The organism is Companilactobacillus halodurans, assembly GCF_009600985.1.
GTDB classification, from domain to species: Bacteria; Bacillota; Bacilli; order Lactobacillales; family Lactobacillaceae; genus Companilactobacillus; species Companilactobacillus halodurans.
Window position 1 is genome coordinate 23,230 of record NZ_VDFP01000023.1, and the last position, 20,473, is coordinate 43,702.

At 37.0% G+C, this 20,473-nt stretch carries 17 protein-coding genes; 13 read left to right on the top strand and 4 right to left on the bottom strand.

Annotated elements, in window-relative coordinates; genetic code table 11:
• Positions 1-30 precede the first annotated feature (30 nt).
• The gene (proC, locus tag FHL06_RS10015; RefSeq protein WP_153386240.1) at positions 31-795 is read right to left on the bottom strand and encodes a pyrroline-5-carboxylate reductase; all 765 of its coding nucleotides are present in this window, start codon (positions 793-795) and stop codon (positions 31-33) included.
• Between the two features lie 127 nt (positions 796-922).
• Here proC and FHL06_RS10020 point away from each other — a divergent pair, with 127 nt between their 5' ends.
• On the top strand, positions 923-1,630 hold the full coding sequence (locus FHL06_RS10020; protein ID WP_153386242.1) for a DUF975 family protein: 708 nt from the start codon (positions 923-925) through the stop codon (positions 1,628-1,630).
• Positions 1,631-1,678: 48 nt separating this feature from the next.
• On the opposite strand, the gene FHL06_RS10025 is transcribed toward FHL06_RS10020, so the two are convergent.
• Entirely contained in the window at positions 1,679-2,437 is a 759-nt protein-coding gene (locus FHL06_RS10025) for a MerR family transcriptional regulator (RefSeq protein WP_153386244.1), read from the bottom strand.
• Positions 2,438-2,571: 134 nt separating this feature from the next.
• On the opposite strand from FHL06_RS10025, the gene thiD reads away from it, so the two are divergent.
• The 6 genes from thiD (at position 2,572) to cydC (ending at position 10,779) form a co-directional block, all read left to right on the top strand.
• A complete protein-coding gene (gene thiD / locus FHL06_RS10030; protein WP_153386246.1) occupies positions 2,572-3,381 on the top strand; it encodes a bifunctional hydroxymethylpyrimidine kinase/phosphomethylpyrimidine kinase in 810 nt (269 codons plus the stop codon).
• A gap of 29 nt (positions 3,382-3,410) precedes the next feature.
• Positions 3,411-4,544 carry a hypothetical protein gene (locus tag FHL06_RS10035; RefSeq protein WP_153386247.1) on the top strand — a complete coding sequence of 378 codons (1,134 nt, stop codon included), beginning with the start codon at positions 3,411-3,413 and terminating at the stop codon, positions 4,542-4,544.
• Between the two features lie 313 nt (positions 4,545-4,857).
• A complete protein-coding gene (locus tag FHL06_RS10040) occupies positions 4,858-6,300 on the top strand; it encodes a cytochrome ubiquinol oxidase subunit I (RefSeq protein ID WP_153386249.1) in 1,443 nt (480 codons plus the stop codon).
• Positions 6,297-7,310 carry a cytochrome d ubiquinol oxidase subunit II gene (gene cydB, locus FHL06_RS10045; protein ID WP_153386251.1) on the top strand — a complete coding sequence of 338 codons (1,014 nt, stop codon included), beginning with the start codon at positions 6,297-6,299 and terminating at the stop codon, positions 7,308-7,310. The genes FHL06_RS10040 and cydB overlap by 4 nt, the downstream gene beginning before the upstream one ends.
• Positions 7,310-9,043: a thiol reductant ABC exporter subunit CydD gene (cydD, locus tag FHL06_RS10050; RefSeq protein ID WP_153386253.1), complete on the top strand. Its 1,734-nt coding sequence runs from the start codon at positions 7,310-7,312 to the stop codon at positions 9,041-9,043. The genes cydB and cydD overlap by 1 nt, the downstream gene beginning before the upstream one ends.
• On the top strand, positions 9,040-10,779 hold the full coding sequence (gene cydC, locus FHL06_RS10055) for a thiol reductant ABC exporter subunit CydC (RefSeq protein WP_153386256.1): 1,740 nt from the start codon (positions 9,040-9,042) through the stop codon (positions 10,777-10,779). The genes cydD and cydC overlap by 4 nt, the downstream gene beginning before the upstream one ends.
• Before the next feature lie 158 nt (positions 10,780-10,937).
• On the opposite strand, the gene FHL06_RS10060 is transcribed toward cydC, so the two are convergent.
• Positions 10,938-11,909 carry a polyprenyl synthetase family protein gene (locus tag FHL06_RS10060; protein ID WP_153386258.1) on the bottom strand — a complete coding sequence of 324 codons (972 nt, stop codon included), beginning with the start codon at positions 11,907-11,909 and terminating at the stop codon, positions 10,938-10,940.
• Positions 11,910-11,994: 85 nt separating this feature from the next.
• Here FHL06_RS10060 and FHL06_RS10065 point away from each other — a divergent pair, with 85 nt between their 5' ends.
• Positions 11,995-12,909: a 1,4-dihydroxy-2-naphthoate polyprenyltransferase gene (locus FHL06_RS10065; RefSeq protein ID WP_162000256.1), complete on the top strand. Its 915-nt coding sequence runs from the start codon at positions 11,995-11,997 to the stop codon at positions 12,907-12,909.
• Here the strand turns inward: FHL06_RS10065 and FHL06_RS10070 are convergent.
• Positions 12,899-14,110 carry an acetate/propionate family kinase gene (locus FHL06_RS10070; protein WP_153386262.1) on the bottom strand — a complete coding sequence of 404 codons (1,212 nt, stop codon included), beginning with the start codon at positions 14,108-14,110 and terminating at the stop codon, positions 12,899-12,901. The genes FHL06_RS10065 and FHL06_RS10070 overlap by 11 nt on opposite strands.
• 124 nt (positions 14,111-14,234) lie before the next feature.
• Here FHL06_RS10070 and FHL06_RS10075 point away from each other — a divergent pair, with 124 nt between their 5' ends.
• The 5 genes from FHL06_RS10075 (at position 14,235) to FHL06_RS10095 (ending at position 20,340) form a co-directional block, all read left to right on the top strand.
• Positions 14,235-16,154 (top strand): hypothetical protein, encoded by a 1,920-nt coding sequence (locus FHL06_RS10075; RefSeq protein ID WP_153386264.1) that lies wholly within the window; start codon positions 14,235-14,237, stop codon positions 16,152-16,154.
• 70 nt (positions 16,155-16,224) lie between these two features.
• Positions 16,225-17,157 carry a glycosyltransferase family 2 protein gene (locus FHL06_RS10080; protein ID WP_153386266.1) on the top strand — a complete coding sequence of 311 codons (933 nt, stop codon included), beginning with the start codon at positions 16,225-16,227 and terminating at the stop codon, positions 17,155-17,157.
• Between the two features lie 166 nt (positions 17,158-17,323).
• Positions 17,324-17,911, top strand: a complete 588-nt coding sequence (locus tag FHL06_RS10085) for a TetR/AcrR family transcriptional regulator (RefSeq protein WP_153386268.1) — start codon at positions 17,324-17,326, stop codon at positions 17,909-17,911.
• Between the two features lie 9 nt (positions 17,912-17,920).
• Positions 17,921-19,069, top strand: a complete 1,149-nt coding sequence (locus FHL06_RS10090) for a cation:proton antiporter (RefSeq protein ID WP_153386270.1) — start codon at positions 17,921-17,923, stop codon at positions 19,067-19,069.
• Between the two features lie 83 nt (positions 19,070-19,152).
• The gene (locus FHL06_RS10095; RefSeq protein ID WP_153386272.1) at positions 19,153-20,340 is read left to right on the top strand and encodes an NAD(P)/FAD-dependent oxidoreductase; all 1,188 of its coding nucleotides are present in this window, start codon (positions 19,153-19,155) and stop codon (positions 20,338-20,340) included.
• Positions 20,341-20,473: the final 133 nt, after the last annotated feature.

The window sequence follows — 20,473 nt, forward strand, 5'->3', positions numbered from 1 at the left end:
CATGTCTCACTCTCAAAAAAATTTCTCTTATTATTCTTCGGCAGCGTCAACTGCTTTAATGACAGCATTTCTAAAGCCATTTTCCTCTAAAGCGGCAACGCCTTTAATAGTTGATCCACCTGGAGAAGTTACTTCATCCTTTAAAGCAGAAACATTCAATTGCGATTGTTTGGCCAATTTGCTGGCTCCGATTGCCATACCGATAGCAGCTTCGTAAGAAAGTTTACGATTCAAACCATGCTTAACGCCAGCATCGCTCAAGGCTTCAATAAAGACATCCAAAAAGGCTGGAGAACATCCGGCAACGGTCCCTAAGATGCCTAATTGATCTTCTGGAACTTCAACTAATTGACCAGTGTAGCCAAGAATTGAACCAATCTTCTTCTTGTCTTCTGCTGTAAAATCGTCTGAATAAGTAATTCCTGTAAAACCAGCACCAACCTTAACTGGAGTGTTAGGAATGGCATGAGCCACTTTAACACCAGTCAAAATCTTTTTAAGATGCGTGATTGAAGCTCCGCCAGTAAATGCCACGATTAATTTGCCCGTAGCGATTTCCTTTAGTTCGGTTAAAACACTATCCAAAGCGTTTGCGCCAACGGCAATGAAGATAACTTCTGCATCTTCTAGCTGCTTAACTTTTTTGACCATTTTAAAGCCCAACTGATCGTCTAGTAGCTTAGTTCTATTAGAACGACCACCTTTAACGACGATTTCGTCTGCATCGAAGCCATTTTTAACTAGACCCGTTATAACGGCTCCACCAATACTGCCTGCACCAATAAATCCAATCATAAACTTCACTCCTTACAAGGTTTATTACTTACATTATATAAGAAGATAATTCTTTCAGATAATAAAAGCAATAATTATCTAAACATTACCAAATCGTGTATCCTTTATGTAAAGAGGGGATTCAATCATGAAGACATATCGTACACGCAGTCAATTAAAATCAGAAGTCAAACAACTCCTACATGGGAATTGGTCTAAAGCTATCTTGCTATATATCATTCCACTAGTTCTACTAGCCATCTCCAATGGTTCAGGTTCCAATTCACGGACAAATGTGAATTATGGGAACCCAAATTTTGAAATCACACATTTTGCTAGTGTAGCTTTGTCAGCTGGAATCATCACCTTTATCTTAAGTTTAATTTTCTTGCTGATTACTCTTTCAGCAACATTTAGAGGATTAGATTGGATAGAAGATCCAGAGCTTGATTTTAGTCCTATTCAAAGCAACTTCACTTACTTCCGTAGTCCAGCTTGGTGGCAGTTGATTATCATTTATGTTCTAATTGGCATTTTTACTTTCCTTTGGACTTTGCTCTTAGTTATTCCGGGAATAATCAAAGGTATCGCTTATTCGCAAACTTACTTCGTTTATAAAGATTTAAACGATCGTGGATTAGCTTCTAATTATTCATTGACTGACTACATTACTAGAAGTCGACAATTGATGAATGGCAATAAATGGCGTTATTTCGTCTTGCAATTAAGTTTTATTGGCTGGTGGATTCTTGGCTTTATCAGCTTGGGAATTGGTTTTATTTGGATTTATCCTTATTACAAACTAACCATGGCTAACTTCTATCATGACTTAGTATCCGAAAATAGCATTAACTAAATTACAGAATAAATAAGTCTGGTAATCGTAAATGATTACCAGACTTATTTATTTCGTATAATGATAGACCACATCGTGCAACAATTGGACAACGTCTGTCCCAGCTCTAGAATCATAATAATTTTTAAACCTCTCATCGTTTTTATACAAGTCGACTAACCCTCGATGAGCTTTTTTAGTATAGTTCGTCCAAGTAAAATTGAGCCATTTTTTATGCTCTTGATAAATTTGTTTAGCCAATGCTGAATCTAAATCAGGTTTTATTTTCAATTTTACTAAGTCAGAAATTAAATTGTTTTCAGTTTCTTTCATTTCATTAAAATCATTTTCAGTTAAACTATCAAATTTTTCATTAGAATCGTTTATCATCTCAGCACCATATTTATCACGAATTTCATGCCCATATTTGGTCTCATTATCGGTGATTTTCTCTTGCTTAAAAGCCGCAAACTTTTCTGAATCTGTCATTTTTATTTCTCCATCGTAATTTTTTAAAGTCTGGTCAATATTTGCTAGAAGAGAATTTACTTCATGTTGCTTTTTAAGTAAGAGCTCACGCTGTTCTTTCAAAGCCTGCACTTGCGAAAAATTAGGATCATTCATAATTTGTTTGATTTTTATCAACGGGAAATCTAGCGACCGATAATACAAAATCTGTTGTAATTTATTTACGTTTTTTTCATTATAAATTCTATAATTACTGTCATTTATCTTACTAGGTTTCAAGAGTCCGATTTGGTCATAATAACGTAAGGTACGCGTACTGACGCCAGCTAATTGAGCCAATTTTTTAATTGTATAATCCATAAATATCTCTCCTAACAAAATGAATTTTAAAGGTTGACGCAACGACAAGGTCAAGTTAATTCCTCAAAAAACAGTCACTTTTTTCATTAAGACTGTTAATATAGGTGTTAATAATTATTAGGTGGGTGACTAAATTGAACGAATTTATTCAAGTACTAACTATTGCAGGTTCCGATTCAGATGGAAGTGCCGGCGCACAAGCTGATTTGAAAACATTCATGGCTCGTGGAGTCTATGGAATGTCCGTTTTAACAGCTGCCGTAGCCGGAAACTCTTTTGGTATTCACGATAGCATCAATATGCCAGCTAGTTTTATCAAGAGCCAAGTTAAAGATATCAAAGACGACTTTAAAGTATCAGCTTTCAAAACTGGTATGCTCTCAGATTCTGAAATAATTTATACAGTCGCCGATGCTATTAAGGACAAGCCTTTTGGAACATTTGTCCTTGATCCAGTTATCATCACTAAACATGGCGCTATGCTTCTAGAAGCTGAAGCCTATCAAACTTTGATTGACGAATTGTTCCCCTTAGCCGATTTGATTACGCCAAACTTCTATGAAGCTAAGAAATTGTCAGGTCTTAATTTAGAAAATAAAGAAGAAATTATTAAGGCTGCACACAAATTACGCAATTTAGGTCCAAAAAATATTATGATAAAGGGTGAACATAGCGACGACTCAATCAGTGAAGTCGAAGACTACGTTCTATTAGAAGACGGACAATCATTTTGGATCTCCGAACCCTATGTAAAAACTGACCACATCAACGGAACCGGCGATACGCTTTCATCATGTATCGTTGCTGAAATCGCCAAAGGTCACACAACGGAAGACGCCATTAAGATTGCTAAAACATTTACCTATAATGCTATCAAGCATGAAATCGCTGTCGGACATAAGTACGGTCCTATTAACCATTTCATAAAGGATGATATACAATAGTATTTGCGGGTAAAATTGGAGGTTTATTTATGGTAAGAATAACAAAAATTTCTGCCGGAATTTTATTACTTATACTGTCAATCGTATTAATGATCAAAGCTGGTTTTGAAGGATTTATCGCCGCTTTGGTAGGAACTGGAGCAATTGGTGGTGCTGCTGGTATTTTGATGGCTATCACCTATATCATTTCAGCTGCCATTTATATTTTGACCAATCGTACTTATAGTATCGTTCCCGATATCGTTGGCTTCGTAATTTTGATTTTGGGTGGTCTAATGGGTCTTTTCAATGCCAACATGCCAGGCGCTGGATTCTTAAAAATCTGGGCTTGGGTCGGTATTGCCATTGGTGCAATTGATTTGATCATCGTTATTATTGATTTGATAATTCATCCCGCTCCTGAAGAGGATGAAGAAGAACAAGACAATAATAATGGACAGTTCAATAACCAACAATTTCAAGCTCCAAACGGTCAATTTTATAATCAAGCACAAATGCCTCAACAACAGTTCAATCAACCAAATAACTTTAATCAGGGCAACTTCAATAACAATCCTAATTTTAATAATCAACCTTACGGATATAATCAGCCAAATCCTAATCAATACCCTCAAGGCGGCAATGGCAATAATGGCCAATTTAACCAACCTCAAAATCCGCAATTCAATCCTAATCAACGGATGAATCAAGCAAATAATAATCCTATGAATATGAATCAGGGTCAAAATTCAATGAATCAAAACCCTATGAACAACAATCAAATGAACCAAAATCCCCAAAATGCTATGAATAACCAAATGAACCAAAACGGGAATTATAATAATCGTTATAATCAACCACAAATGAATAATAATCGCCCTAATCAAAATCAAATGGGCAATAATTTCAATCAAGCTCAATTTCCAAACCAGACGAATCGTCCAATGAATCAAATGAACCAACCAAGACCAAGAAACTTTCAGCGACCACAAAATAATCAAATTCCTAACCGTTATAACGGCAATCAATTCAACAATATGACTAATAACCAAGGAATTCGTAACAGTCAGCCAAATAATCTTGGCAATCCTAATCAATCGCAAAGATTGAATACGCCACAAAAGCCAGATTCAGGTGAAAATGTTGGTCAAACTAGGACGAGAAGCAGTCGTCACAATCAATAAAAATTATTGCAAATATACAAAACTAATAGACCTCTATCCCACGGATTGAGGTCTATTTTTGTATCAGCTTTTTTTGTAAAAATAAATTATCGATATTGATAAGCAAAAATTTCTTTTCGGATTATATTTGAAGTATAGGAAAAATAATATATATGATTTATCTTTTTATAGAGACACATCGTCTATAAGTTGATTTTTCAGCATTGGAAGCGATATTTTTTAAGTTAAAACTATTGCTTGTCGAGTTAATTAATCATATGATAAACGTGTATATAAAAGGGTTTTAAATATTGTTTCAAGGAGGTCGTTAACCATGCTAGATATTGGTTTAAGCGTTGTCTCACTAGCGCGTTTCCAATTTGCAATGACAACTGTCTTCCACTTCTTCTTTGTTCCTTTCTCTATTGGAATGGGATTTCTAGTTGCTATCATGGAAACTATTTATGACGTTAAAAAAGACAAAGTTTACTTAAATATGGCAAAATTTTGGGGAAAAATTTTCCTATTGAGTTTTGCCGTTGGTATCGTTACTGGTATTATTCAAGAATTCCAGTTTGGGATGAATTGGTCTGAATATTCACGTTTCATGGGTGATGTATTCGGAGCACCATTAGCCATTGAAGCCCTACTAGCATTCTTCATTGAGTCTGTCTTTATTGGTATTTGGATGTTTACTTGGGATCGTTTCAGTCCTGGTTGGCACGCATTTATGATTTGGATGACTTCAATTGGTACTATGCTTTCAGCCATTTGGATTTTGGCTGCTAACAGTTTCATGCAACACCCTACCGGATTCAAGATTAACAACACTACTGGCCGGATTCAATTGACTGATTTCGGTGCCGTGGTAGCTAATCCACAACTATGGAGAGTCTTCCCACACGTTATCTTAGCTGCCTTCATGACAGCAGCCGTTGTTATTGCCGGTATGAGTGCTTGGGGGTTGTTGCGCAAGAAGAAAGATGAGAACCACTTTTTCAAGACTTCATTGCGCTTTGGTCTCTGGGCAAGTTTGATTTTTGCCATTTGTTCAGCCGGTGCCGGAGATTTCCAGACACAACAAATGATCAAAGATCAACCTATGAAATTTGCTGCAACTGAAGGTATCTATAAAGATACTAAAGATCCTGCTCCTTGGACGGTCGTCGAATTGATCGATGCCAAGGATCATAAAGCAACGAATAAAGTTGATATCCCTGGCGTTTTGAGTCTTCTTACTTATCACAAGCTCAGCGGCTCAGTTAAAGGTATGAATACTCTCAATAAAGAATTGCATGCTAAATACGACAAGCAATTTGGCAAGGATATGAACTACTATGTTCCAGCTAAAACACTCTTCTGGAGTTTCAGAGTCATGACTGGTATTGACGCTTTGATTATGTTGGTATCATTCGTTGGTCTGATTTTCTCCAGAAAGAAAAAGGACACAATCGAAAGCCACAAGTGGATGCTAGTGGTCTTGGGAATTTGTCTTTGGGTTCCATTCATCGGTAATTCAGCCGGTTGGTTCATCACTGAATTCGGTCGTTACCCATGGATCGTTTATGGACTCTTCACAATTGCTCAAGCCGTTTCACCAACTTCAACTGTGGCAAGTCTATTATTCAGTAATATTGTTTACTTCTTGCTCTTCACACTCTTAGGCGGCGTTATGATTTGGTACTGCAGACAAACACTTCATCATGGTCCTTACTTTGAGGGCGAAGATGACAAACAAAACGTCGATCCATTTGCTAAGGAGGCGTTTGGAAGATGACACTAAGTACATTGTGGTTTATCTTAATTGGACTGCTCTTTGCAATCTTCTTGTTTCTCGAAGGGTTTGACTTTGGTGTCGGAATGGCAACAAGGTTCTTAGCTCACGACGAAATGGAAAGAAGTGCAATCATGTCCACTATCGGCCCTCACTGGGACGGTAACGAAACTTGGTTGGTAACTGCCGGTGGTGCAATGTTTGCTTCATTGCCAATGTGGTACGCATCACTATTTTCAGGATATTACATCCTCTTCTTACTTGTTTTAGTTGGCTTGATTCTTCGTGGAGTTTCCTTTGAATTCCACAAGCACGCCGAAACAAAAACTGGTAAAAATCTTTGGATGTGGACTTTCTTCTTTGGCAGTCTCATCCCACCATTTTTCCTCTGTATGATTCTTTTGAGCATGGTTCAAGGCATCCCAATGGACGCTAATGGCAATGCTTTCCCTGCATTCTTCGATGTCGTTAACTTATTATCGATTGTCGGTGGTGTAGCCGGAGTCTTGTTGTCACTAGTTCATGGCCTTAACTTCATCAGATTAAGAGTTGAAGGCCCATTGCGTGACCGCGCTCGTAAATTAAATAAAATTTTATATCCGATTCTTTTCTTAGGTGAAGTAGTCTTTGCGGTCTTGGTATTCTTGCAAACTGACTTCTTTACCAAGAGATTTGCATCATCACTAATTATCACAGCCCTAATTGTTTTGTTCTCACTTCTAGGTTATTATGGAGTCCTAAAGAATAGAGAAGGCTGGAGCTTTGCTGGTAGTGGATTATCACTGAGTATGGTCATTGTTCTACTATTCAACGGACTATTCCCACGTGTTATGATTGCGACAAATCCAGCACACAGTATATTGATTAGCAATGCTGCTAATTCACATTACACCTTAGTCATTATGACCATCGTGGCATGTATCTTAGTTCCAATTGTTGCTATATACTTCATCTGGTCCTACTCCCTATTTACAAAGAGAATAAATCCAAGGGAAAATACGGTGAAATATTAATGATTGATAAGCGTTTATTTCGCTTACCAGGAACAAAGAAACTTCTATTAATGCTTGCAGGATTAACCCTTCTGCAAGCATTTGTTGTTTTATTCCAAGGTAAGTATTTAGCAGAAGCACTCGTAAATTCGTGGGAACAAAAGGCTTTTCAAACAATCATCTATCCGATGACTTTGTTTGCATTGGCCTTTATTTTGAGGCACCTTTTCAATTTGATTAATACTAAAATTGTTGAAAAATTTGCTAGTAAAACCGCTGAGGACATCAGATCAAAACTTCTAGACAAAGTCTATCAAGTTGGTCCTGAAATGATTTCCGATGAAGGAACTGGTAATTTGGTGACCTCTTCTCTTGATGGAATCGACTTAGTCGAAAACTACTTCAAACTGATTTTTACCAAATTGATGAATATGTCGATTATCCCACCAGTTCTATTGATTTATATTTATACGCAAAATATTGCTTCAGGAATAACCTTGACCATTATTGTTCCTTTAGTAATTCTCTTCATGATAATTTTGGGTCTCGCTGCACAAGCAAAAGCGGACGCCCAGTACAAACAATATACGATTTTATCCAACCACTTCTTAGATGCTTTAAGAGGTCTGCCCACGTTAAAAATGTTGGGTCTAAGTAAGCGCTATGCTAAAAATATTTACACCGTCAGCGACGAATATCGCCGTAGAACGATGAATACGTTGCGGATAGCTATTCTATCGACCTTTGCTCTAGATTGGCTGACAACCTTAGGAATTGCCATTCTAGCCGTATTCTTGGGCTTAGGACTAATCAACAATAGCTTCCCACTTTTCCCAGCACTAGTTACTTTGATATTGGCTCCTGAATATTTCTTGCCATTACGAGATTTTTCAAGTGATTATCACGCCACTTTGAATGGTAAAAATGCTTTAAACGCTATTTTTGAAATATTAGAACGTCCTAGTAAATCTAAAACGGAGCAATTATCTGATTTTACCTGGGATGAGAATTCGCAAATCGACATTAAGGATTTGAAATTCTCTTACACAGGCGTTGGCGATAGTGAAGTCAGCTTAGACATCGACCAATTAAACCTTTCCGGCTATCAAAGAATCGGTGTTATCGGTAAATCAGGTTCCGGAAAAACAACTTTGATCAGAACTATCGGTGGTTTCATCGTTCCTGATAAAGCTAAAATCAATTTGAATAATCAAGAACTCGACAATTTCAAACAAGCTAACTGGCAAAAGAAATTGACCTTCTTGCCACAATCGCCTTATTTATTCTCAGGCACACTGGCTGACAATATCGCTTTTTATCGTCCTAAAGCCAGTCTTGACGAAATCAAGAAAGCAGCCAATGAAGCTGGCTTAACAGCTTTTATCGACACTTTGGCTAACGGATATCAAACTCTTATCGGTGAAGGCGGACGTGGCATTTCTGGTGGTCAGCAACAAAGAATCATGTTAGCTCGTGCTTTTTTGGCTGACGACCGTCACGTTTTGATTTTTGATGAACCTACCGCTCACTTGGACATCGAAACCGAATACGCTTTAAAGAAACCAATGAAAAAACTCTTTAAAAATCATTTAGTTATTTTTGCGACGCATCGACTGCACTGGATCAAGGAAATGGATTACGTTGTCGTCATGGACAATGGTCAAATCGTTGAACAAGGTACGCCAAGCGATTTAAGCAAACATAACGGTGCCTTTACTAAATTAATCAAGAATATGCGAGGTGACAGACTATGAATTTCTTCAAGACTTTCAAGCATGACACTTGGGTCAAGCCTTATATCAAACGATACAAGGGACTCTTGCTCACCGCCCTATTTTTAGGATTAATGACATCATTTTGTGCCGCTGCTTTAATGTTTACTTCTGGCTACACAATTGATAAAGCGGCCACTCATCCGGTCAATATTTTATTGATTTACGTGCCAATCCTTTTAACCAGAGCTTTTGGTATTGGACGTCCAGTTTTCAAATATATCGAACGTCTTAAAAGCCACAATTGGGTTTTGCGCGTTACTTCAGATTTGAGAACCAGACTTTACAAAACGCTCGAAAGCGACGCTTCATTTTTTAATGAACATCACAAAACTGGCGATATCATGGGATTGCTTTCAGAAGATATCAGCCACTTGCAAAATCTTTATTTACGGACGATTTTTCCAAGCGTTATCTCATACTTATTGAGTATCATTGCTGCAATCGCCCTAGGTACTTTTAATCCATCGTTTGGCTTTTTCGTCTTTTTACTGCTATTTATCGAAGTCTTTATCGTGCCACTAGTTTCAGTCTCAATTGAAAGTGCCCGTCGTGCTTATCAAAAAGAAGTCAAAAGCGACCTCTATGTTCAATTGACTGACAATATTTTAGGCGTTGACGACTGGATTGTTTCCGGACGTAAAACTGATTTCCAAAACTTAACTACACAAAATGTTAAGAACCTTGATCAATCTAAAGCAAAATCGAAGGCTTTTCGTCGCAATCGTGACTTTGGTCTGCAACTAGTCTTTGTAGCTATCGTCGTTTGCTTTTTGATTTTTACTAACTTTACGATGACCAATAATCAGGAACAAGCTAATTTCGTCTCAGCGGTCGTCTTAGCGATTTTCCCACTATCCGATACAATTATCCCTGTCAGTCAAGGATTCGAGGAGTGGCCACTTTATAAGGACTCTATCATCCGTTTAAATACGCTTAAACCAGTTAAAAGCAACTTGCCAACTCAAGTCGATTTAAAGCCAGACGATTTTGAGAGTCTCGAATTGAAGCACGTTAGTTTTGAATACGATGTCGATTCGCCAGTTTTAATCAAAGACTTCTCTCAAAAAGTTACTAAAGGTGAAAAATTAGCTTTACTAGGGCCAAGCGGTATCGGTAAAACGACCATCTTACAATTGATTCTAGGCGACCTTTCACCACAAAAAGGACAAGTTAAGGTCAATGATCTAGACGTTGCTCAGATTCAAGACAATCGTGAAAAAATCTTCTCAGTATTGAATCAACAACCATTCTTATTCAATACGACTTTATTGAATAACGTTCGTTTAGGAAATGAGAAGAGAACTGATTCAGAAGTTAAAAAAGCGATTGAACGTGTTGGTTTAAAAGATTTGATTGAATCGCTGCCCGATAAATACAACACCATCGTCGGCGAAAACGGCTCAAGATTTTCTGGTGGCGAACAAGAAAGAATTGCCCTAGCAAGAATCCTGTTGCAAGATGCACCAGTCGTTTTGTTAGATGAACCTACAGTTGGCTTAGATCCAATCACGGAAAATAATCTATTAGCAACGATTTTTGATGTTTTACAAGACAAAACTATCATCTGGATTACTCACCATTTACAAGGCGTCAATCATGTCGACCACATTATCTTTATGAATAGCGACCAAATTGAAATGCAAGGCAATCCTAAAGAACTCTATCAAACTAACGCTCACTTCAAAGAGCTTTACAAAATGGATCAAGGCTTATAGGCGTTATAACGTTATATGAGAACATACAAAAAAAGAGTTTGGAACATAACATAACTTTTCATGCTTAAAACAAATAGCCCCTGGTAGTCAGAGTACAATTACCAGGAGCTATTTTAATTAACGTTCAAAAGCTGACCGCGTTACGATCCACTCTTTTTTTATTTGATTCGATTCAATAATCTTTTAACGACATTTTTTAAAGCTTTTTGGCTTTTACATACGGGCAATTTATTAATTTCATCAATTGCTTCTTGACTGTATTTTTGAGCGACCTGCTTTGCTTGTTCCAAATAACCATTGTCAACTACGATTTTCATGGCGCGATTGCCATCTTCAACTGTTAAATCGACCTTTGAAAGCAAGTTGATCAATTCTTTATCGCCAGCTTCAAGGCCTAAAATATATGGCAATGAATAAACGCCGTTTTTTAAATCTTCGTGAACTGGTTTGCCGGTCTGATTCGAGTTGCCAAAATCAAGAATATCATCGATTATTTGAAAGGCCATACCGATATTGTGACCGATATTTTTACAACGCTGAACTAGTTGCTCATCGCCTTCACTGACTACTGCCCCCATGGCAGCACTAAGGCCAAATAATTCAGCCGTCTTCCCCGAAATTTCTTTTAAATACATTGCTGTGGTCGATTTAACGTTGTAGTTAATCAACATTTGATCCAATTCACCTAATAAGATTTTTTTCATGCTCAAAGCATTTTCCAAAATATCGGTATTCTTTTTTAAGTGTTTGGAAATCAATTCAAAATACAACGTAAATAAATAATCGCCCGCGTAGATTGCATTTCTACGTCCATATTTCGTATGAATCGTTGGATGCGACCTACGCATTGGTGAATCATCAATCACATCATCGTGGATCAAAGTTGCCACGTGTAGGATTTCTAAAGAAGCTGCTAATGGTATCAAATCTTCATTTGAGCGCTTTTCTTTGCCAAAATCGCTGAACAATAGAAAGAATGCTGGGCGCAACATCTTCCCACCTGAAGTTAAATCTATAATCATTGAACTAATATCGAGATTGTTGATTTTGACCATTTTATGAATATAATCGGTCGTTTGATTCAATCTCTCCTCAAGTTGAGGATAACTTTTCCAAATTGAGTTCACCATAAAATATTTCTTACCCCTGTATCACTTTGTTGTCGTGCAAATTAATTCTATAATATAACCTATCAAATCCAAAGGACTGATTTTTGTGAAACCTTCTGTTTTTTTTGAGCTCGTTGAAATCAAGGCAAAAACTGCCAGTGTCTTCCCTTTTTTGATGGGAACGTTGTACTCATATTATCACTGGCACTCCATTAACGCTCTTGATTTGACCCTCTTCTTTGTTGCCATGTTCTTATTCAACATGGCTGTCGATATTAACGACAACTACTGGGACTATAAAAACGCCACCGGAAATGACAGCTTCAGACGAAAAACTAATGTCATCGGCGTCAATCATTTAAATATTCATTTGATTGGATTCTTAGACTTATCTTTTAGCGTGATAGCGGCTGTCATCGGTCTTTGGATCGTCTCGAGGACTGGTTTAGTTTTATTAGGCTTAGGATTGTTCTCATTTCTCGTTGGTTTTTGTTATGCTGGTGGACCTTGGCCCATCAATCGTGGACCTTTTGGTGAATTCTTCTCTGGTTTTACTATGGGTTACGTAATTTATTTAATCGCAATTTATATCAATGTCGTCAATAATCCGGTAGTCGTTTTGAATGCTAAGTTCTATGGCGATGCTTTGTTGTCATCGCTTTTGACCGTCTTTTCAATCTCTAATCTTTTGTTAGCCAACAATATTGCTGACCAAGAAGAAGATCTCAATTTGGGAAGAAAGACTCTAGTTTATTACTTAGGCAAAGCTAATTGTATTTTTATTTTGAAATCATTGTATGCTCTAGGATACTTGGCTTTAATTTGCTCAGTAATCTTAGGATTATTGCCAAAACTAATGTTATTGACTATTTTGATTACGCCGATAGTTTACAAAAATGCCAAAGCTTTCAGTAAGAATCCTATCAAAAAGAAAACTTTCCCTTTGATTATCAAAAATCTTTTACTGATTACTTTGACACAAACATTGACCTTTTTCTTAGGCGTTATATTTAATTTTTAACTTCATCAAGATCGAGGAATTTAGCAAATCCATACGTATCTTGAGCAATCATTAATTCTTCATTAGTTGGAATCGTATAAGCAGCAATCGTTGAATCATCAGTCGTAATTTTTGTTTCTTGGCCATGAAGCTTGTTCTTTTCATGGTCTATTTTTAGTCCCATGAATTCAAAGCCGCTTAAAACATCTTCTCTGACTTCGGCAGAGTTTTCGCCAACACCAGCTGTAAAGGCAATGGCATCGACGCCACCCATTTCAGCGATATAAGAACCAACGAATTTAATGATGCGGTTACGATACATCTCTAAAGCTAACTTAGCGCGTTGATTAGTATCCTCGTTAGCTTCGATGTCACGCATATCTGGCGAGATTCCAGATATTCCTAACAAACCTGATTTATGATTCAAGATATCGATCATTTCATTGATATCTGTAATTCCCAATTTCTTCATCAGATATGGCAAAATCGAGAAGTCGATGTCACCACTTCTTGAACTCATCATAATTCCTGCTAAAGGCGTGAATCCCATTGAAATATCATATGCTTTACCATTTTTGATGGCGCTGATTGAAGCTCCACTACCTAAGTGCAAAACAATCACATTTTTATCTTTGATGCCGCCATCGATAATGCTGTCTAGACGTTGGGCGATGTAACGGTGACTGGTTCCATGAGCGCCATAACGGCGAACGTGATACTTCTTGTAGTCTTCCAAGTCAACGCTGTATAAATAATTTACTTTTGGCATATTGACAAAAAACGATGTGTCAAAAACCGCCACTTGAATAGCCCTAGGTACCAATTTTCTGAAGACGTTGATGTAATATGCTTGGACCTTGTTGTGCAGTGGTGCATATTCTGACAGCGCTTCAATTTTTTTCAAGTTTTCTTCTGTCACGATTTCAGATTTTTTGAACTCTTCGCCACCGGCAACGACACGATGACCGAATGCCACAATATCTTCGAACCTCTGGATGATATTCATGTCTTTTAAGGCATCCAAAATTGACAAAACGGCGATCTCATTTGATTCGACAGCTTTTTCCTCTTCAATCTTCTTGCCATTATACTTCAACTTAAAGACTGCTTTAGGACTACCCAATCGATCGATCATTCCAGAAGCAATTGTTGTTTTTTCAGGCATTTCAAAAAGTTTCCACTTTAAGGTTGAACTACCTGCATTTATAGCCATAATCTTCATACAAAAACTCTCCTTTTTTGGTCTAGGTATTCTCTTCAAATAGCTTCATACCAACTTTACACTGGTTTGAAAAAATGCTACTCTTTAGTAACTATTATAAGTCTTTTTATGGGGGAATTCATTCGTGAAATTTTTAGATATGTTACGCAAAATTGATGAGAAACCTGAGCATTCATCAACACCCGCTCAAGAGTCTCCTAAAGAGGATGAAAATCCTAAGCAAAACGATAACAAAGCGCCCGAAAATGACACTGAAGTTGCTACTTCAGATGCTGATAAAAAGGAAAATCTACCAATGTCCGTTCATGACAAACGTTTAAACATTGAAGGACAGATGAATGACTTATCGCACCAATACGCACAACTTAGAAATGACTTAAAAACTAATCTTTTCACTGAAAAAGATGAATTCGAATCTAAAAAAGAAACTCTCGATAATTACCTTAAAACTCTCAAGCGCGATGAAAAAGAATCTAATGAAAAACTAGCCGACACTAAAGCTCAAAACGACGATGCCGCTAAAGAACACTTAGCAAGCGTTAATGCCGACCGTAAAGAACAAGAAGATAAGCTCCATGATTTACAAACTGATTTAGATGAATTAACTTCACAGATTGACGATAAGAGATCTAAGTTAGAATCTCTTCAAAACGACCTTGCCAAGAATGAAAAATCAGAAACTGACATGTCCACTTCCATCAAGGAAGAAAAGGATCTTCAAAAGATGCTTGCTCTAATGGAAGAACAAAAGAATTCCATCAATACTCTTTATGATCAAAGAAAGAACCTCAAGAGCCAAATCAACGACATCCAAGAAGAAATTACTAAGTTAAATGGAAACGCTGACGAACTTAATACTAATATTAGTGACGTAAATAAACAAATTAATAATTTTAAACAAAAAGCTAAAGAAATCGACGACAAAATGAAGAGCGACCACAATTACCGCATTGAGGCAATTGCTGGTTTAGAGAGACACATCAAGAGTCTCGGCGAAGAACATTCTAAAATCGATGGCGAATTAAAAGAAGTCAACGACAATATCGACTACATCACCAACTACATCAAAGAAGTCTTCCATTCTGCATACTTAGTTCGCGATGTCTATCTCGATAAGGACAAAGAATATTACGTAACGACTGATGAGTTTGATTCCGATACCGCTAAAAACGATATGTTCGGCATAATCAATTACTTAGAAACAAAATTGCAAAAGCCTGTAACCGTTGTCTCGACTTTTTATAGCAATCACGTTCATGAAATCATTGATGAAAAAACTAAAGCATCCCAATTGCCAATTCCTAATGTCATCAACTTGTTCGACCAACTTCAAGCAAGCTCCAATCCAACTGACAAAAAAGTTGCCATTCCAGAAAATCCTGGCTGGGTCACAAGAACTGACGTCGAATCACAAGATACTTTCATTTACGATCAAAAACAAACGCTTTTGATGACAGTCGAATATTTCGACAAAAAAATCGATCGTATCAACTATTACAAGAACGACCAAATCGTCAAAACTAATATTTACAATTCAGAAGGTCAATTGTCATCAACTCAAAACTTCAACAAGAAGAAAGAACTTTCTGAACAAAACTTTTATAGAACTGACAGTTCCATTGTCTTGACGGTTATTTTTGAAAAGAACAAGGCTGTTAGTTATCAATTGTTCGACAAGAATGGACTTTTGGAGCACGACTTCAATGAGAAATCTGAACTTATAACTTGGTGGTTAAAGAGCATTTCACCAAATACCGAAAATTCAGTCTTTGTTGGCAATAACTCCGACTTACTATTCCAGTTAATCTTAAGCGTGAATAGTATTTCGACTGACAATACTATTCGTCTTTTGCAAGATGTCGTTAAAAACATCGATAATGTTATTGCACTGCTTGATAAAAAGGACGATATTAAAGATATCTTCGTTCAAACTGACGATGATTTGCACGCCATTGAGAACAAGACAAACCGTGATATCAGTGTTAGTGTAATTAATACATCCAGCAATGGAATGTTATCTCTTCCAGAATCATTAAAAATTTAAACTAATTTTGGACACTCGCTCGAGTGTTTTTTTCTGACTACTGTGAAAGTTTACGAAAGTGAAGAAAACTATGAAGACTATATCTATTATCGTTCCCTGTTTCAACGAAGAAGAAACTATTAATATTTATTATGACGCTATGACTAAACTCAAAGAGAAAACCAACAAATTCAAGTTCGAATATTGGTTCGTTGATGATGGATCAAAGGATAAAACTTATTCCATCTTAAAGGAGTTACAAAAAGAACACAGTGATGAAGTGCACTTCATTTCGTTCTCACGTAATTTCGGTAAAGAATCAGCTTTATACGCTGGTTTAAACGAAGTAACTGGCGACTATACCGCCGTTATGGATGTTGACCTCCAAGATCCACCAGAAATGCTTCCACAAATGTTTGATATCCTTGAAGATGGGGAATATGACTGTGTTGGAACTGCTCGAATGGATCGTGAAGGTGAAAACAAAATCATTTCCTTCTTCTCAGAAGGGTTTTACAAATTAATCAATAAAATGTCGCAGACAAAAATTATTCCTGGTGCTAGAGACTATCGCCTGATGACTCGTCAAATGGTCGAGGCTATCAAGTCAATGACTGAATACAATCGTTTCTCAAAGGGGATTTTCAGTTGGGTCGGCTTTAAAACTAAGTACTTGCCTTATAAGAACCGTGAACGTTCTGCTGGTACGACTTCATGGAACTTTTGGAAATTATTCAAATATGCTATTACTGGTATCGTTGATTTTTCTGAGGGTCCATTGATGTTTGCTACTTGGATGGGAACTTTCTTCTCGATTACTTCAATTATCGCTATCATTGGTATCATTATTAGAAAAATAATCAATCCATTGAGCAGCGTCAACGGTTGGGCTTCTATCGTTTCAATCATCCTTTTGATTGGTGGGATTCAACTATTGAGTATTGGTATTTTAGGTGAATACATTGGAAAAATTTTCCTAGAAGTTAAAAAGCGCCCTATTTATATCGTTAAAGATAAAAAATAACAACAGAGTTCATCGCAACTTATTGATTAGATATCTTTCTAACTGAAATTGCGAATAAACTCTGTTTTTTTTATTTTTAATTGATTTTTAGATGAGCATTATCACATGATAAGCGATTTGCATTAAGATATAATGTATACGAATAGACCAAGGGATGGATTAAACAATGAACGTACGTGATCAACAAGCTGAAAATACAAAGAACGCAATTCTTAAAGTTGCAGCTCAAATGTTTCTTTCACAAGGCTACCAAGCTACTTCCACAAGAAAAATTGCTCAAGAATTAAACATTACGCAGCCTAACATGTACCATTATTACAAGAATAAGAAAGTTCTTTATATTAAGGCTATCGAGTACGCTGTCAGCGGTTTTAGCAAAAACTTGTTGAATGAGTATGAGCAAAATAAAAACCTGCCCTTTGAAGAACTATTATTAGTGATATCGCAATATATGATTGGTAATTTCAAAATCAATTATTTAATTATGAGAAACGATATTGAGAATTTCTTTACTGATGATGAGAAAAAAGATATCAGCAAGAATTGGGATGGAGGATGTTACAAGGTCCTGTTCAATATCTTCCAATCCCATAAAAGCGAATTAAGATCAGACTTGGCCATACCGGTGCAAGTCGGAACTTTTTTAACAATGTTACTCCCTTACATTGAATATAACGATGCCAAAAGGAAGCGCAATATTGCTAACCTCAAAACAGTTATCAATATTTTCATCAATGGCGTTGAAAAAGAATAGGAGAATTATATGAATTTCATAACGCTTCTGGCATTAATGCTTTTCTTAACGCTATTTGTCAGCCACATTTTTAATCGACTGAAAGTCCCTGCTGTTGTAGGACAACTTTTACTCGGGGTCGTTTTGGGTAAGGGCGTGTTACACATTGTCAATCCATCACACGAAGTCCAATTATTCGCTGACATTGGGGTTATTTTGTTGATGTTTTTAGCTGGGCTTGAAAGCGACTTAAAATTGCTGAGAACTCACCTACTACCAAGTATTAATGTCGCTATCTTTGGCGTTATCTTACCAGTTGCCCTAACCTTAGGGACAGCTTTGATTTTTGGAATCAATTTAAAAGAAAGCATTTTTATGTCCGTTGTCTTTGCGGCAACATCAGTTTCAATTTCAGTTGAAGTCTTGAAGAGTCTCAATTACCTCTCAAGTACTTCCGGGACCGTCATTTTAGGGGCAGCTGTTGCTGACGATATTTTAGCTATTTCTATTTTGAGTATTATGTCAGGAACTTTGACAGGAAACTTTTCCATTAAGAAAATCCTTGTTTTAGTAGCAATGTGGATTTTCTTCGTTATCTTAGTTGTGGTCTTCTTCAAATGGGTCATCCCTCAATTAATGAAATTATCCGAATATATTCAAGCAACTCATGCGCAAACGATTTTTGCCCTAGTAATTTGTTTTATCATGGCTTACATTGCCGATGCAGTCCAATTAGATTCCGTTTTAGGAGCTTTTGTGGCAGGTATTGCCGTTTCTAACGCTAAAGATTATAATCCGCGTATCAACCAAAATATCGAAACTATCGGGTACGCAATCTTTATTCCCATCTTCTTTATCAGTATTGGTTTAAACCTTGAATTCGATACTTTCATTCGTGATTTCTGGTTAATCGTGCTCTTCACCGTTACAGGTGTAATTGGTAAATTGATTGGTGCTGGATTCGGAGCTCGAATATCTGGATTTGGTATCAAAGATTCTTACGTCATCGGTTCAGGGATGATTTCTCGTGGTGAAATGGCCTTGATCGTGGCCCAAGTTGGTTATGGTGCTCATTTACTTTCAGATGAATACTATTCAACAGTTATTATCAGTATCATTTTAATCACGATTATTGCCCCATTCTTCCTCAAACATTCAATTAGTAAGAATCCTTTATAGCTAATAGTTTCCACTAAACCTTTTTACGATATATAATGTTAGCGTAAACATCTAATTTCGAAGCAAAAAGGAGAAGGTTGATTATGGCACATATTTTAATACTAGGCGCTGGCTATGGTGGTCTTAGAGCTGCACGTGATTTAGCTAAGAGTACCCCAGCGGGAACACAAATTGATTTAGTTGATAAAAACGAAAAACATGTCGAAAAGACAGCCCTACACACGATTGCTGCGGGAACAAATCGTGCTGATGCAGTAAGTTTCGACGTTCGTTCAGTTCTACCTTCAAATGTTAATTTCATCAAGGCAACTGTTTCTAAACTTGATTTAGATAATAAGACTGTGGAATTTTCTGATCACGATTCAATCATTTATGATTATATCGTTGTCGCTTTGGGCTTCCGTTCTGAAGACTTTGGACTTGAGGGCGCTAGTGAGAATGCTTTGATCCTCCAAGACCTTGAAACAGCCCAAAATATTTATAAAAAGATAAACGAGAATATTGCTAATTACAAGAAATCACAAGACCCAGCAGACTTGAACATCATCGTTTGTGGTGCAGGCTTTACTGGCGTTGAAGTTTTAGGTGAATTAGTCGATACCGTTAAGATTCTTAAAGCAAAATATGAAGTTCCCGAAATTAAAGTTACTTGCCTTGAAATGGCAACTAGAATTCTACCAATGTTTGATGAAAACTTGGCAACTTATGCCGTTGACTACTTAGATAGAAATGGCATTAAATTGATTACAGGTGCGAAGATTACAAAGATTGAAAAACAAGCTGTCATTTATATGGATGGAGACACTCAAAAGAGCGTTGCCGGAAGTACTATTATCTGGACTGTTGGTGTCAGTGGCTCTGATGTTATCAAAGATTCTGGCATGGACGCTAAGAGAAATAGAGTTATGACAACTGAGTTCCTTAACCTCGAAGATCACCCTGAAGCTTACTTCATTGGTGATGACTCAGCTATCATCCCTAAGGGTGAAGAACGTCCATATCCAACAACTGGTCAACTAGCAACTTCTGAAGGTGCTGGTGCAGCCTTTAATATCGCTGCTGCCTTAAATGGCCAAGATTTGAAACCATATACTTACCACTCAATGGGTACCGTTGCCTCATTAGGTCAAAATCACGGTATCGCTGAAATCACTGATAAGAGCCTTAAATTCAAAGGTCCATTTGCTTCACTACTCAAGCACTTGTCAGCTGATCGTGGAATTATGGAAATTGCTGGTATCAAGACAGCTGTTAAGAAAGGTACTATCTAAATCTTTTGGCTGTTCGTCAAATTAAGTTGATGGCAGTTTACATAAGCAGTTAGATCATAATTGGTCTAGCTGTTTTTTATTTGGCTGACGAGCTTGCTCGGAGCCAAAAAATTTGAAGATTGATACGCTTAAT